This window comes from Mycobacterium szulgai, from assembly GCF_002116635.1.
GTDB lineage: Bacteria > Actinomycetota > Actinomycetes > Mycobacteriales > Mycobacteriaceae > Mycobacterium > Mycobacterium szulgai.
Genome location: NZ_LQPW01000008.1, coordinates 1 through 14,378 on the forward strand (window position 1 = coordinate 1; position 14,378 = coordinate 14,378).

The window sequence follows — 14,378 nt, forward strand, 5'->3', positions numbered from 1 at the left end:
CAGGTGGACGGGGCGGGGCTGCGGGCCTGATCGGAACCGGCGGCGCCGGCGGCGCCGGCGGCGCGATAACGAGCAGCGGCACCGCGACCGCCGGGGCGGGCGGCGCCGGTGGGGCCGGCGGCTGGCTCTGGGGCAACGGCGGGACCGGCGGGTCCGGGGGCACCGCAATGGGCGTCGGCGGCTTGAACGCGGTGACCGGCGGAGCAGGAGGGGTCGGCGGAGCCGGCGGACTGTTCGGAGCCGGCGGCGCTGGCGGGCAAGGCGGTTATGGGGTGAGCAGCACCGTCTCGGTCGGTGGAGTAGGGGGCGCTGGCGGGACCGGCGGGGCGCTGGGTGGGTTGGTCGGCGCGGGCGGCGGCCACGGCGGCGCAGGTGGGACCGGCGCTACGGCTGGGGTCGGCGGAAGCGGTGGCAATGGCGGCCTGGTTGGTGGCTCCGGTGGTGCCGGTGGCACCGGTGGGGCCGGAGGATTCGACGGTGCTGACGGCGGCGCTGGTGGTAAGGCGGGACTGCTGTTCGGGGCTGGCGGGACCGGTGGCGACGGCGGTGTCGGACTCTTCGGCGACGGCGGGGTGGGCGGCAGGGGTGGAGACGCCGGGCTGTTCGCCTCCAACGGCGGTATAGGGGGAACAGGCGGTTACGGTGGCGCCGGCAACGGCGGTGCCGGTGGCGCCGGCGGTACGGGTGGCTTGCTGATCTCCAACGGTGGCGCGGGCGGTGCCGGGGGATTGGGTGGTTTCGGCGGCGGGGGCGTTGGCGGCACTGGAGGCAATGGGGCCCAGTGGCTGGGCAACGGCGGTGCCGGCGGCGCCGGTGGATCGAGCGTCGACGGCGTGGGCGGGGTCGGCGGTAGCGGTGGGAATGGCGTCGGGATCGGTAACGGCGGCAATGCAGCAAGGGGCGGGCTCGGCCCCCTCGGCACAGGTGCGACGGGGATCGGCGGCACCAGCGGAATGCTGTTGGGAGCGGACGGCTTCAACGCCCCGGTGAGCACCTCGCCCCTGCATACGCTGCAGCAGCAAGTAGTCAGCGCGATCAATGCGCCTGCTGAGGCGCTACTGAAGCGTCCCTTGATCGGCAACGGTCTGCCGGCTGATGCGGGTAGCGGGGGCGCCGGCACGGCCGGTGGGATTTTGTTGGGTGACGGCGGGGCCGGCGGCTCCGGTACGGGGGGAGCCAATGGTGGAGCCGGCGGGGCAGCAGGGCTCCTCGGCACCGGCGGCGCCGGTGGTGCCGGCGGCAGTACGATCAGCGGCCAGGCCGGAGCTGGCGGCGCTGGTGGGGCCGGCGGCTGGCTATTCGGCGACGGTGGAGTCGGCGGTTTCGGCGGCACTCTCGCGACGGGCGGCGTTGGCGTTGTCGGCGGTGCTGGCGGTTACGGCGGAGCCGGCGGGTTGTTCGGTGCCGGTGGTAACGGCGGCGCCGGCGGAGATGCTGCCGCCGGCGGAGCCGGAGGCAGTGGCGGACTGCTCGGCGGATTCGTCGGTGCTGGCGGAGGTAACGGCGGTACCGGCGGGGTCGCCGGTGGTACCGGTGGCTTCGGTGGTGCCGGCGGCTTGGTTGCGGGTGCCGGTGGTGCTGGCGGCGACGGCGGGTTTGCTCTTGTCACCCCAGGAGGAGCGGGCGGGCACGGCGGCAGCAGCGGGCTCTTGTTCGGCTCTGGCGGGATGGGGGGTACCGGCGGATTCGGCTTGGTTGGCGGGACCGGCGGCGACGGCGGCAACGCCGGCTGGCTGTTCTCCGGCGGCGGAGCCGGTGGGGCCGGCGGAACGGGTACTGATGGCGGCGCCGGCGGGTCGGGTGGTCACGCGTCCCTGCTTGGCAATGGTGGCGCCGGCGGGGTCGGCGGCGCCGGCAGTGACACCGGGGCGGGTGGCGCCGGCGGCAACGGCGGCAAGGCCGGCCAGCTACTGGGCAACGGTGGCGACGGCGGGGAAGGCGGGGAAGGCTCGACAACCGGAGGCGCGGGCGGCAACGGCGGCGGCGCCGTCGGGATCGGCAACGGCGGCAACGGGGGCAATGGCGGAGCTGACCCGACACCACCGATCAACCATGGCAGCCCCGGTGTCGGCGGTGCGGGCGGATTGCTTGGCAGCAACGGACTCAACGGTTGGCAGATGCCGATTGCCAGCGGGGCGTTCTAGGACCGTTCAGCTGCGGCGCGCGCGGCTTGCGCGGCGTGGGCCGCGTCGGCGGCTGCGGCAGCCATTCCCATCGCCGCCAGCTCCTCGGCCACTGAGCCCAAAACCGCAGCATCGCCGTCGGCCAGCGCGCGGGCATGCCTGAGGACCAGAGTGCCCATCGCACAATCGATTTCGGTGGCCAATTGGGTCACCGGGCCGACCGCGCGGACGTCGCCCAATCGCACCGCATCATGCCAAGCACGCAGCGCCACCGCCGACTGCCCGGCGCGCTCGGCCGTTCGGGCCGCCTCCCGGGCCGCGGTGAGCGCGCCCGTCTTGTCCCGGGCGGTCGCCCTGGTCCAGGCGCGCGCCAGCCCCAGCTCCGGTGCGAACAACGCCGACTTGGTTCCGTGCCGAGTCTCGGCTCGCCGCAATGCTCTTGCCGAACCGGGTATGTCACCCTGCTGCGCAATCGCGGTCGTCAACAACATCAGCGAAAGCGGTCCCCAGGAATAGCCGCTGCGTTCGAGTTCGGCGCTGGCCGGCTCTAAAAGCGCTGCAGCAGCGGCGAATTCACCCTTGATCAGCAGCACCTGCGCCAGCAAGACTTCACCGATGGACCGGCCGGGTTGCTGCAGCTCGGCGAAGTCGGTGAAGCGCTGGGCCAGTGCTTGGGCCGCTGCGACCTCGCCGGCCATCAGCAGCGCCGTGATCTGGCCAAGGCCGACGGTGAACCGCAACACCCCGGGGTGCTCGGCCGCCGAGGCCCGCTCGGCCAGCGGCTCCACATCGCCCAACCGGCCCATCCGCGCCGAGGACAGCACGGCGGCGCTGCCTGCCCAGGCTACGGCCATGTCGCTGACAGATGGCCGGGACAACACATCGGTGGCCAGCGTGATGGCCCGCTGCAGGTTTCCGGAGTTCATCGCGAACGTGGCGGTAAGGGCGTCCAGCGTGGTGCGCGCGGTCGGCTCGGTAACCCGATTGCGGGTGGTCTGCAGAAACGCGGTAGCCCGCTCTGGCTCGCTGAGCATCCAGAACTGATTGGCCGCCCGCGGCAGCGCCCAGGCCATCAGTTCGGTCTCCGTCAGCTCCGCGGCATCCACCGCGGCCAGCACCGCGCTCGCTTCGCGACCGCGGCCCTGCCAGCTCAGCGCCTGGGCCAAGATCAGCCGGGCTTCCAGCCCGCCTGAGCGATCCACTGCCGAGCGGCCCAGTCGCTCGGCAAGCTTGAGGTCTCCCAGCCGCAACGCCTGATGCGCGGCTTCGGCGACCTCGGCCACCGGCTGGGGCGCGTCGCTGTCCACCGCCAGCGATGCCAGCCGCAAGCGGTCGCTGAGGTGTTCGCACGGCCGCTGGGACAGCTGCGTAACCAACTCGGTGCGGCGGCGTCGCACGCCGTCGCGGCCCAGCGCCGCGAGCGCGCGTTCGGCGAACAGCGGGTGCGCGGTGTACACCATCGGCTCGTCGTCGCTGCGCACCCGGGTTTCGGCCGCGCCCAATTCTTCGGCCTGCTGCACTGCCCCATCGCCGGCGAGCACGGTGAGATCGGCCAGCGACAGTGGCTCCTCAACGGCCAGATAGTCCATTACCGAGCGCGCCGCCGTCGGCAACTCGGCGAGGAATTCGTCGATATCGGCGGGTTCGGATTCCTTGTTCGCCCCGCCCGGCGGGGCGACGTCGATCCGGTCCAGCAGACCGTCGGTCCACAGCGCGGCGATCGCCTCCGGTGCCGCATCAGCGCGGGCGGTGACGATCATCCGCGTCGTGCCCGCCCGCGCCAGTTGGTACACCAGCGTGGCCGACAGGATGTCCAGGTCGTGCGCCTCGTCGATGACGAGCAACAGATCGCTCTCCTGGGCAGCGCGGACCAGCGACGAACGGGCTGCTCGCAATAGCGCGGCCGGTTTGCCGAGATCGGTGATGTCCACCAGATGACCGAAAGCGCCGAAGGGCACGACGCGTTCGGTCGGCGTGCCGATCACCCAGCGGGTGACGGTCGACGGGTGCCGCGCGCAGTACTGCTCGGCGGCCAATCGGGCCAAGGTGGATTTGCCGACTCCGTCGGGTCCCAACACCGCGGCGCCAGGGTGCGCGGTGTCGCTCAAGGCAACGTCGAGCTGTTGTAAAGCGGCCGCGTGCTGAGGGACGTTCCATCGAATCGGCACTGCCGAATTTTATGGCTCTCTATGTACTTGGCGGGGGATGGCCCCAAATTTGCCCGGCGCCCACGCTATTTGGTCTACCTTTCGGTATATGTCCCCGAAAAGCGATGTGCCTGGTGAGTGGACGGTAGCCGTGTACTGTGCGGCCGGACCTACCCAGCCAGAGCTGCTGGAGCTTGCCGCCACACTGGGCGAGGGGATTGCCGGGCGGGGCTGGACCTTGGTCTGGGGCGGTGGACACGTCTCGGCCATGGGGGCCGTTGCGTCCGCGGCGCGGGCCCGCGGCGGCTTCACCATCGGTGTGATTCCCAAGATGCTGGTGTATCGGGAACTGGCTGACCACGACGCCGACGAGCTGATCGTCACCGACACCATGTGGGAGCGCAAGCTGATCATGGAAGATCACGCCGACGCTTTCATCGCGTTGCCAGGCGGTGTCGGCACGATGGACGAGCTGCTGAACACCTGGACCGAGGGATACCTCGGGGTGCATGACAAGCCGATCGTCATGCTCGACCCGTGGGGCCATTACGACGGCCTGCGCGCCTGGATGTACGGCTTGGTCGACAGTGGATACATCTCCCAGCTTGCGCTGGACCGGCTGGTGGTGGTCGACGAGGTGGACGCGGCGCTGCAGGCGTGCGCGCCTGCGTGAACGGGTAGCTTCGCTTAAGTGTCGGACAACGACGGTAGCGCGCGCGCAACGATCAAGTTCACTGATATCGCATCCCGCATCCCGGGGCTGCTAGCCGACGCGCCGTCGATTGCGCGCGGACTACGCACCGGTCTGCTTGCCCGCCCGACCTCGAGGAGCTCGATCGGTACGGTGTTCCAGGACCGGGCCGCTCGCTACGGCAACCGAGTCTTTTTGCGGTTCGGCGAGCAGGAGCTGACCTACCGCGAGGCGAATGCCGTCGCCAACCGGTATGCCGCGGTGCTTGCCGCCCGGGGTGTCGGCCCTGGCGATGTCGTCGGCGTCATGTTGCGCAACTCACCGAACGCGGTGCTGACCATGCTGGCAGTGGTCAAGTGCGGTGCGATTGCCGGCATGCTCAATTACCACCAGCGTGGCGACGTCCTGGCGCACAGCCTGGGTCTGCTCGACGCCAAGGTGCTGGTCGCCGAGTCCGACCTGGTCAGCGCGGTCACCGACGCCGGGGGATCGGCTGGTGAGGTGCTGACCATCGAGGACGTGGACCGATTCTCCAAAACGGCCCCGGCCACCAACCCCGCCTCCGCGTCGGCCGTGCGGGCCAAAGACACCGCGTTCTACATCTTCACCTCCGGCACCACCGGCTATCCCAAGGCGAGCGTGATGACGCACTATCGGTGGCTGAAGGCGCTGGGGGCGTTCGGCGGCCTCGGGCTGCGCCTGAGGAGTTCCGACACGCTGTACAGCTGCCTGCCGCTGTATCACAACAACGCGCTGACCGTCGCGGTGTCAGCGACGATCAATTCCGGGGCCACGCTGGCGCTGGGCAAGTCGTTCTCGGCGTCGCGGTTCTGGGACGAGGTGATCGCCAACCGCGCCACGGCGTTCATCTACATCGGTGAGGTGTGCCGATATCTGCTCAACCAGCCGCCCAAGCCCACCGACCGCGCCCACCACGTCCGGGTCATCGCGGGCAACGGGTTGCGCCCGGACATCTGGAACGAGTTCACGCAGCGGTTCGGCATCGAGCGGGTATGTGAGTTCTACGCGGCCAGTGAAGGCACCACTGCCTTCATCAACATCTTCAACATGCCCGGCAGCACCGGCATCTCGCCGATGCCGCTGGCTTACGTGGAGTACGACCCGGACACCGGCGACCCGGTGCGCGACGAGTCCGGCCGGGTCCGCCGGGTGCCCGACGGCCAGCCTGGCCTGTTGCTCAGCCCGGTCAACCGTCTCCAGCCGTTCGACGGCTACACCGATAAGGCGGCCAGTGAAAAGAAGCTGGTGCGCGACGCCTTCAAGAATGGCGACTGCTGGTTCAACACGGGCGACGTGATGAGCCCGCAGGGCATGTTCCACGCCGCCTTCGTCGACCGGCTCGGTGACACCTTCCGCTGGAAGGGTGAAAACGTGGCCACCACTGAGGTCGAAGCGGCGTTGGCATCCGATCACGCCATCGAGGAGGTCACCGTCTACGGCGTCGAGGTACCGAATACCGGGGGACGGGCCGGGATGGCCGCGGTCAAGCTGCGCGACGGCGCCGAATTCGACGGACAGTCCCTGGCGCGCGCGGTGTATACGCGGCTGCCCTCGTATGCACTTCCGCTCTTCGTGCGGGTGGTCGAGTCGATGGAGCACACCACGACGTTCAAGAGCCGCAAGGTGGACCTGCGCAACCAGGCATACGGCTCCGGTATCGAGGACCCGCTGTACGTACTGGCCGGCCGCAAGGAGGGCTACGTGCCCTTCTATCCCGAGTACGCCGAGGAAGTGGCGGCCGGCAAGCGCCCGCAGGGGTGATGCCGCGGCGGCGGCCAACACCGGCGACATCCGTCACACCAGCCCCGGAGAGAGTCGGCACGCCCCTTTTGAAGCGCGATATGTAGCCGGCGCTATCACGGTTGGGGTCGGGGTGAGGGCCTTTGCGGCGGTGCCACTATGGAGGGCGTGCGTTCGACACTCTGCGGTCGCCCGGTGGCGGGGGATCGCCCGCTGATCATGGCGATCGTCAACCGCACCCCGGATTCGTTCTTCGACAAGGGTGCGACGTTCACCGACGCGGCGGCTCGAGAAGCCGTCCACCAGGCAATTGCCGAGGGTGCTGACGTCATCGACGTCGGCGGCGTCAAGGCCGGGCCCGGTGAGAACGTCGACGCCGACACCGAGATCGCCCGGCTGGTGCCCTTCATCGAGTGGCTCCGCGGCACCTACCCTGACCAGCTGATCAGCGTCGACACCTGGCGCTCGGAGGTGGCCAGGCTGGCCTGCGCCGCGGGGGCTGACCTGATCAACGACACCTGGGGCGGCATCGATCCCGGGATCGCCGAGGTGGCGGCCGAATTCGGCGCCGGACTCGTATGCGCGCACACCGGTGGCGCGCTGCCCCGCACCCGGCCGTTCCGGGTGAGTTACGGTACGACTACCCGCGGCGTGGTGGACGACGTGATTCGCCAGGTCACCGCCGCTGCCGAGCGGGCGGTCGCGGCCGGCGTAGCCCGCGATCGGGTGCTGATCGACCCGGCCCACGATTTCGGCAAGAACACTTTCCACGGGCTGCTGCTGTTGCGGCACGTGGACGATCTTGTTAAGACCGGGTGGCCTGTGCTTATGGCGTTGAGCAATAAGGACGTAGTCGGGGAGACTCTTGGCGTGGACTTGACCCAACGGCTCGAGGGGACGCTGGCTGCCACCGCGCTGGCGGCGGCCGCCGGCGCGCGGATGTTCCGCGTGCACCAGGTCACGGCCACCCGTCGGGTGCTGGAGATGGTGGCGTCAATCCAGGGGACGCGAGCGCCGGCGCGCACGGTAAGGGGGCTGGCATGACGGCGTCGGAGCTGATCGTTGACGGTGCCCTGGTCGCGCTGCCCGGGGACACCTGGCTGGCCAAGCGCAGCTGGAACCGTCCGCGCTGGACGGTCAGCGAGCTGGTGGCGGCCAAGGCCGGGCGCACGATCTCGGTGGTGCTGCCCGCCCTCAACGAGGAAGAAACCATCGAATCGGTGATCGACAGCATCTCACCGCTGGTTGATGGGCTGGTCGACGAACTGGTCGTGCTCGACTCCGGCTCCACCGACGACACCGAGATCCGTGCCATCGCCGCCGGGGCCCGCGTGGTCAGCCGCGAACAGGCGTTGCCCGAACTTCCGGCGCGCCCGGGCAAGGGTGAGGCATTGTGGCGCTCCCTGGCGGCCACTTGCGGCGACATCGTGGTTTTCGTCGACTCCGACCTGGTCAACCCGCATCCGATGTTCGTCCCGTGGCTGGTCGGCCCGCTGCTTACCGGCGAGAACATCCACCTGGTCAAGAGCTTTTACCGGCGGCCGCTGTCGGTCAGCGATGCGAGCGGGCGTGCCGGGGCGACCGGGGGTGGGCGGGTCACCGAGCTGGTGGCGCGTCCCCTGCTGGCGGCGCTACGCCCCGAGCTGGGCTGCGTGCTGCAGCCGCTGGGCGGGGAGTACGCGGCCAGCCGCGAGTTGCTGTCCTCGCTGCCGTTCGCCCCGGGCTACGGCGTGGAGATCGGATTGCTGGTCGATACCTTCGACCGGCTGGGCCTGGACGCGATCGCACAGGTCAACCTCGGCGTGCGGGCGCACCGCAACCGGCCGCTGGAGGAGTTGGGCGCGATGAGCCGTCAGGTGATCGCGACCCTGCTGTCGCGGTGCGGAATCCCCGACTCCGGAGTGGGACTGACCCAGTTCTTCCCCGTCGGTGACGGCTACAGCCAGCACACCTTGCCGGTGTCGCTGGCTGACCGCCCGCCGATGAACGTGGTGCGACCCCGCTGATTGTCAGTGGCCCGGTTTTTTTAATAAGGCAAGATCGACGACGTGGCGTTGTTGTTGCTCTATCTAGTGGTATTGGTCCTGGTCGCGGTCGTGTTGTTCGGTGCGGCAAGCCTGCTGTTCGGCCGTGGCGAACAGCTGCCGCCCCTGCCGCGGGCGACGACGGCAACAGTGCTGCCGGCGTTCGGCGTCACCGGCGCCGACGTCGATGCGGTGAAGTTCACCCAGGTGCTGCGCGGCTATAAGACCAGCGAGGTGGACTGGGTGCTGGCCCGGCTCGCTCGTGAATTGGAGGTGCTGCGGGGTCAGTTGGCCGCGGTCCAGGCCGGCCAGAGCGACGCCGGGGACGTTGAGGACACCGAGGACGCTGAGGACCACCAGGACGCCACATGACCGATGACGCCCTGGTTCGGTGCGGGTGGGCGCAGGTTCGTCCCGGACCCGATTTCGAGCTGTACCGCGACTATCACGACCAGGAGTGGGGCCGTCCGGTGCGCAGCGGGCAGGCGCTTTTCGAACGGATGAGCCTCGAGGCGTTCCAAAGCGGGTTGTCGTGGCTGATCATATTGCGCAAGCGGGAGAACTTCCGGCGCGCATTCTCCGGGTTCGACATCGACGAGGTGGCCCGTTACACCGACGCCGATGTGCAACGCTTGCTGGCCGACGAGGGAATCGTTCGCAACCGGGCCAAGATCGAGGCGACGATCGCCAACGCCCGCGCCGCGGCCGAGCTGGGGTCGCCGCAAGAGCTGTCCGAGCTGCTATGGTCGTTCGCGCCGCCGGCCCGGCCGCGGTTCGCCGATCTATCTGAAATCCCTTCGGCCAGTGCGGAATCCAAGGCAATGGCGCGGGAACTGAAACGGCGGGGGTTTCGTTTCGTCGGGCCGACGACCGCGTACGCGCTGATGCAGGCGACCGGAATGGTCGACGATCACATCCGCGACTGTTGGGTGGCTCCGACAACTCACTGATACCCCGTTAAGACCCGAGAAAGCGGGTCTTGTGCACCTGATGACCCGGATAGGGAACAATAGAGGGGTGATTTGGCAGTTCAATGTCGGGTATGGCTGGAAATTCACCGGCGGGGCATGCTCGGCGCCGACCAGGTCCGTGACAGCGGGCCAGCTCGAATCTGGAGGGAGCACTCGATGGCGGCGATGAAGCCCCGGACCGGCGACGGTCCTCTGGAAGCAACCAAGGAGGGGCGCGGCATCGTGATGCGGGTACCACTTGAGGGCGGTGGCCGCCTCGTCGTCGAGCTGACGCCCGACGAAGCCGCCGCACTGGGTGACGAGCTCAAGGGCGTGACCAGCTAGGTCTGGGTTACGTGCACACCTTCCGGTAGATGTCCAGGGTCTGCTCGGCGACGTGTGCCCAGGAAAATTCTTCGATGCAGCGCTGGCGTCCGGCGTGGCCGTAGCGCTGGGCGCGGGCTGGGTCGGCAAGTAGGGCATTGACGGCATCGGCCAGTCTGGCTTGGTAACCGGCCGGGTCCGCGGGGTCGTAGTGGACCAGTGAGCCGGTGATCCCGTCGGCGACCACTTCGGGTATGCCGCCGACATCTGAGGCCACCACGGCGGTAGCGCAGGCCATTGCTTCCAGGTTCACGATGCCCAACGGCTCGTAGATCGATGGGCATACGAAAATTGTTGCCGCAGAGAGTATTTCACGTAGTTTGCCGATGGGCAGCATGTCTTTGATCCAGAACACGCCGGTGCGGTTGCGGGCCAGCCTGGTCACCGCGGACCGCACTTCATCGGCCATCTGGGGAGTGTCGGGTGCCCCGGCGCACAGCACCACCTGGGCCTCCGGGCTGAATCGGTGGGCGGCCGCAACGAGGTGCGCGACGCCTTTCTGGCGGGTGATCCGCCCGACGAACGCCACGATCGGCCGGTCCGGATCGACTCCGAGCTCGGCCAGCACCGAGCCGGTGCGTACCGGTCCGGCCGGGAACCACACCTCGGTGTCGATCCCGTTGCGGATCACGTGCACCACGCTGGGATCCAGCGTCGGGTAGACCCGCAGCATGTCGTCGCGCATGCCGGTGCTGACGGCGATGATCGCGTCGGCACCCAGCACCGCCGTCTTTTCCACCCACGTCGACACCTGGTAGCCGCCCCCAAGCTGCTCGGCCTTCCAGGGCCGCATCGGTTCGAGCGAATGGGCGGTCAGCACATGCGGGACGTCGTGGAGCAGTTTGGCCAGATGGCCGGCCAGGCCGGTGTACCAGGTGTGGGAGTGCACGACGGTGGCTGCGTTGGCGGCGTTGGCCATCAGCAGGTCAGACGACAGCGTCGTGAGTGCGGCATTGGCGTTATGCAGCCGTGGATCGGGCTGATGAGCGAAGGCACCGGGGCGGGGAGCGCCCATGCAATGGACGTCGACCGCGCACAAGCGCCGCAGTTGGGAGACCAGTTCGGTGACGTGGACCCCCGCTCCGCCATAGACCTCAGGTGGGTACTCCCGAGTCATCATCGCCACCCGCATAGTGAGCAAAGTAGTTCGGCGACGATGCGGGCCGCAGGGCGGGCTGTTGTGGGGGTCCCCCCGCTTGCGCCGGAGAGCCGGACAATCACGGCCCGATGGTCACGTTCAGTGGGCTTACGCCGGGCTCTATTGGGCTGCACTGGGCTTTACAGGGCCAAATACCTTGACGGACAGCCCGTCAGGAGAACTTGATCGAAGGGTTCCCCCTGGCAGCGGTTCGCCCTGGCCGATAGGTTTGAGGCCATGAGGGAATTGCCACACGTGCTGGGCGTTGTCTTGGCCGGTGGTGAGGGCAAACGGCTATATCCGTTGACAGCGGACCGGGCCAAACCCGCGGTTCCCTTCGGTGGCGCTTACCGGCTGATCGACTTCGTGCTCTCCAATCTGGTCAATGCCCGGTACTTGAGGATCTGCGTTCTCACCCAATACAAGTCGCATTCGCTGGACCGCCATATTTCGCAGAATTGGCGGTTGTCGGGTCTGGCCGGTGAATACATCACCCCGGTGCCGGCTCAGCAGCGCCTGGGGCCGCGCTGGTACACCGGCTCGGCTGACGCGATCTATCAATCTCTCAACCTGATCTACGACGAAGATCCGGACTACATAGTTGTTTTCGGTGCCGACCACGTGTATCGCATGGATCCTGAGCAGATGGTCCGGTTCCACATCGACAGCGGCGCCGGGGCCACGGTGGCCGGCATCCGGGTTCCGCGCACCGACGCCAGTGCGTTCGGCTGCATCGACGCCGACGAGTCGGGCCGGATCCGCAACTTCGTCGAGAAGCCGCTGGACCCGCCCGGCACCCCCGACGACCCCAACACCACGTTCGTCTCGATGGGCAATTACATCTTCACCACCAAGGTGCTCATCGATGCGATTCGCGCCGACGCCGACGACGATCATTCCGACCACGACATGGGCGGCGACATCATCCCGCGATTGGTCGAGGACGGGATGGCCGCGGTGTACGACTTCAACGACAACGAGGTGCCCGGCGCCACCGACCGCGACCGTGCCTATTGGCGCGACGTCGGGACACTCGACGCGTTCTACGACGCGCACATGGACCTGGTGTCCGTGCACCCGGTGTTCAACCTGTACAACAAGCGCTGGCCGATCCGTGGCGAGTCGGAGAACCTGGCGCCGGCGAAGTTTGTTAACGGCGGCTCCGCCCAGGAGTCGGTGGTGGGCGCCGGCAGCATCATTTCGGCGGCCTCGGTGCGCAATTCGGTGCTGTCGTCCAATGTCGTCGTCGACGACGGCGCGATCGTGGAGGGCAGCGTGATCATGCCGGGCGCTCGGGTCGGTCGCGGCGCGGTGGTACGCCACGCCATCCTGGACAAGAACGTGGTGGTCGGGCCCGGTGAGATGGTCGGGGTGGACCTCGAGCGCGACCGGGAACGCTTCGCCCTCAGCGCCGGCGGTGTGGTGGCGGTGGGCAAGGGCGTCTGGATTTAGTCGTCGCCCCGCGCGCCGATCTGCGGGATCAGCAGGTGGGCGTCGTAGCGGGGACCCCAGCGCAGCGTCACCAGCCCGCGCGGCGGATTGGGATAGGCGGCGGGGAACTGGCCGGTGAGCGGGTTGCGGGGACTCAACCACCGCCCGGCGACCACCAGCCGCAATTGCTCGCCGGCACGGAACAACGTAGCCGACGGACCCAGTGCGACATCTACGGCGACCACCTCGCCCGGAATCAGCGGATTGGTGCGCGCCAATGTGGGCACCGGATCCCAGGGCTGGGAGAGCTCGGCGTCCAGCTCGCGTAGCAAGACGCGCTGCCAGCCGGTGGCGACGCGGTCACGGCCATAGCCGTATGACCCTTCGAAGCCGACGAACTTCCCGTCGCGCCACTTCTCCACACCGACGAACAGGTTCGCGTCCCCGCACCCGTCCAGCTGAACCCACAGCCGGGCGGCCATGGGGCCGGTCAGCTCTATGTCCTCGGGCACCGTCCAACTGAATGCCGCTGCGCGAGAACGAGTTTCGAACGTGATACTGCCCGCCGTGCGTGGCGGCCCGGTTGCCAGCAGGCCGCCCCGGACGAGATACAAAGGCCGCCAAAAGGTTCCGTCCAGCGGCCACTGAGTCTCTTCACGCACTGCGGCGACGGTATCGCGATCCTCACGTACTTCCAGCCGGACCGTGCGGGCAGTGGCGTCGTTGCCGTCCAGCACGCTGCGGAAGAACGCCAGCTGCTCGGCCTGTGCGGCCTCGGAATAGAAGGTCTCCCACTTTCCACCGCGGTGCGTGTAGAGCCTGGCATGGCTGGATCGGGATCGGGTGAATGCCCGGATCGAGCCGCGGCTGTGCAGGTTGTTGTCCGAGAAGCTGCCGCACACCAGCATCGGCACCTTGATCGCCGACAAGTCGGGTACCACCGAACGCCAGAAGTCGTCGCGCAGCGGATGCTCGTCCTGCATCTGTTCCAGGTCGTAGGTCTGGCGGGTGGAACGCCGCAAAATGCGAGACCACATCCGGGTGAAGCCGGATTCCCGGATTCCGCCCGGAAAGGTTAAGTCGCGGTAGGCGTCGGTGAAGCCTTCCCACGGGCAGATCGCCCGAAGCGCAGGCGGTTGCAGGGCTGCGACGGCGTACTGGCTGATGGCTAAGTAGGAGACTCCGAGCATGACCACCCGCCCGTCGGTCCATCGTTGGCCGGCCAGCCACTGCACCAAGTCGTAGGTGTCCTCTGCTTCCTGTTGCGACAGCAGGTTTCCGGTGCCGTCGGAGTGTCCGCAGCCGCGTGAGTCGGCGTTGACCACGCTGAAGCCCTGGGCGGTCCACCACACCGGGTCGGGCGCCTCCCAACCGGTGAGCGCCGAGAAGGCCACCGGCTTGGGTTGGCGTAGTGCGCGGTATTGCGGCGAGAAAGTCCACCTATTGCGCCGCCGCTTCGGCAGATCGTCTTTGCCGTAGGGATGGATGCTGAGGACCACCGGTCCGGGCCCGGCACCTTGTTCTCGAAAGACGTTGATCCGCAACACCGTGCCATCGCGGGTGGGTACCTCGACGTCGCGTTCGATGATCAGGTCAGCCGGTGCATCGGTAACCGTGATAGGTGGTTTGGCGATGCCGCTGATTCGGGCTCTGGCATACCGTAAAGCGCCGGGACGTCGCCATGGCCGGTCCAGGGCGGGTGCGGGGTCTCGCGCCACCTCGTTACCTT

Annotated in this window: 12 protein-coding genes; 9 read left to right on the forward strand and 3 right to left on the reverse strand. The window is 68.3% G+C overall.

Annotation, left to right across the window (positions count from 1 at the left end; translation table 11 throughout):
* A partial coding sequence (locus AWC27_RS30770; protein WP_169726690.1) for a PE family protein occupies positions 1–2,144 on the forward strand: 2,144 nt, incomplete at its 5' end.
* Here AWC27_RS30770 and AWC27_RS01840 read toward each other — a convergent pair.
* Positions 2,141–4,291, reverse strand: coding sequence for an ATP-binding protein (locus AWC27_RS01840; protein ID WP_085668926.1), 2,151 nt, complete (start codon positions 4,289–4,291; stop codon positions 2,141–2,143). The two genes, AWC27_RS30770 and AWC27_RS01840, sit on opposite strands and share 4 nt — an antisense overlap.
* 88 nt (positions 4,292–4,379) lie before the next feature.
* On the opposite strand from AWC27_RS01840, the gene AWC27_RS01845 reads away from it, so the two are divergent.
* The 7 genes from AWC27_RS01845 (at position 4,380) to AWC27_RS01875 (ending at position 10,041) form a co-directional block, all read left to right on the forward strand.
* Entirely contained in the window at positions 4,380–4,943 is a 564-nt protein-coding gene (locus AWC27_RS01845) for a TIGR00730 family Rossman fold protein (protein ID WP_085668927.1), read from the forward strand.
* Positions 4,944–4,961: 18 nt separating this feature from the next.
* Entirely contained in the window at positions 4,962–6,743 is a 1,782-nt protein-coding gene (gene fadD6 / locus AWC27_RS01850; RefSeq protein WP_085668928.1) for a long-chain-acyl-CoA synthetase FadD6, read from the forward strand.
* Positions 6,744–6,881: 138 nt separating this feature from the next.
* Entirely contained in the window at positions 6,882–7,766 is an 885-nt protein-coding gene (gene folP, locus AWC27_RS01855; protein WP_245846777.1) for a dihydropteroate synthase, read from the forward strand.
* Positions 7,763–8,728: a glucosyl-3-phosphoglycerate synthase gene (locus tag AWC27_RS01860; RefSeq protein ID WP_085668929.1), complete on the forward strand. Its 966-nt coding sequence runs from the start codon at positions 7,763–7,765 to the stop codon at positions 8,726–8,728. Before folP ends, AWC27_RS01860 begins: the two co-directional genes overlap by 4 nt.
* A gap of 42 nt (positions 8,729–8,770) precedes the next feature.
* A complete protein-coding gene (locus tag AWC27_RS01865; protein WP_085668930.1) occupies positions 8,771–9,118 on the forward strand; it encodes a DivIVA domain-containing protein in 348 nt (115 codons plus the stop codon).
* On the forward strand, positions 9,115–9,696 hold the full coding sequence (locus tag AWC27_RS01870) for a DNA-3-methyladenine glycosylase I (RefSeq protein ID WP_085668931.1): 582 nt from the start codon (positions 9,115–9,117) through the stop codon (positions 9,694–9,696). The genes AWC27_RS01865 and AWC27_RS01870 overlap by 4 nt, the downstream gene beginning before the upstream one ends.
* 177 nt (positions 9,697–9,873) lie before the next feature.
* Complete coding sequence (locus AWC27_RS01875) at positions 9,874–10,041, forward strand: DUF3117 domain-containing protein (protein WP_003406247.1); 168 nt, start codon at positions 9,874–9,876, stop codon at positions 10,039–10,041.
* A 7-nt stretch (positions 10,042–10,048) separates the two neighbouring features.
* On the opposite strand, the gene glgA is transcribed toward AWC27_RS01875, so the two are convergent.
* Positions 10,049–11,212 (reverse strand): glycogen synthase, encoded by a 1,164-nt coding sequence (gene glgA / locus AWC27_RS01880; protein WP_085668932.1) that lies wholly within the window; start codon positions 11,210–11,212, stop codon positions 10,049–10,051.
* 243 nt (positions 11,213–11,455) lie between these two features.
* Between glgA and glgC the strand changes: the two genes are divergently transcribed.
* Positions 11,456–12,670, forward strand: coding sequence for a glucose-1-phosphate adenylyltransferase (glgC, locus tag AWC27_RS01885; protein WP_083114645.1), 1,215 nt, complete (start codon positions 11,456–11,458; stop codon positions 12,668–12,670).
* On the opposite strand, the gene AWC27_RS01890 is transcribed toward glgC, so the two are convergent.
* Complete coding sequence (locus AWC27_RS01890) at positions 12,667–14,367, reverse strand: CocE/NonD family hydrolase (RefSeq protein ID WP_085668933.1); 1,701 nt, start codon at positions 14,365–14,367, stop codon at positions 12,667–12,669. The two genes, glgC and AWC27_RS01890, sit on opposite strands and share 4 nt — an antisense overlap.
* Positions 14,368–14,378 lie beyond the last annotated feature (11 nt).

Bases quoted from the DNA above. Each gene is read 5' to 3' on its own strand.
- AWC27_RS01845 (WP_085668927.1), top strand. From the start codon at position 4,380: ATGTCCCCGAAAAGCGATGTGCCTGGTGAGTGGACGGTAGCCGTGTAC.
- folP (WP_245846777.1), top strand. From the start codon at position 6,882: ATGGAGGGCGTGCGTTCGACACTCTGCGGTCGCCCGGTGGCGGGGGAT.
- AWC27_RS01860 (WP_085668929.1), top strand. From the start codon at position 7,763: ATGACGGCGTCGGAGCTGATCGTTGACGGTGCCCTGGTCGCGCTGCCC.
- AWC27_RS01870 (WP_085668931.1), top strand. From the start codon at position 9,115: ATGACCGATGACGCCCTGGTTCGGTGCGGGTGGGCGCAGGTTCGTCCC.
- AWC27_RS01875 (WP_003406247.1), top strand. From the start codon at position 9,874: ATGGCGGCGATGAAGCCCCGGACCGGCGACGGTCCTCTGGAAGCAACC.
- glgA (WP_085668932.1), bottom strand. From the start codon at position 11,212: ATGCGGGTGGCGATGATGACTCGGGAGTACCCACCTGAGGTCTATGGC.
- glgC (WP_083114645.1), top strand. From the start codon at position 11,456: ATGAGGGAATTGCCACACGTGCTGGGCGTTGTCTTGGCCGGTGGTGAG.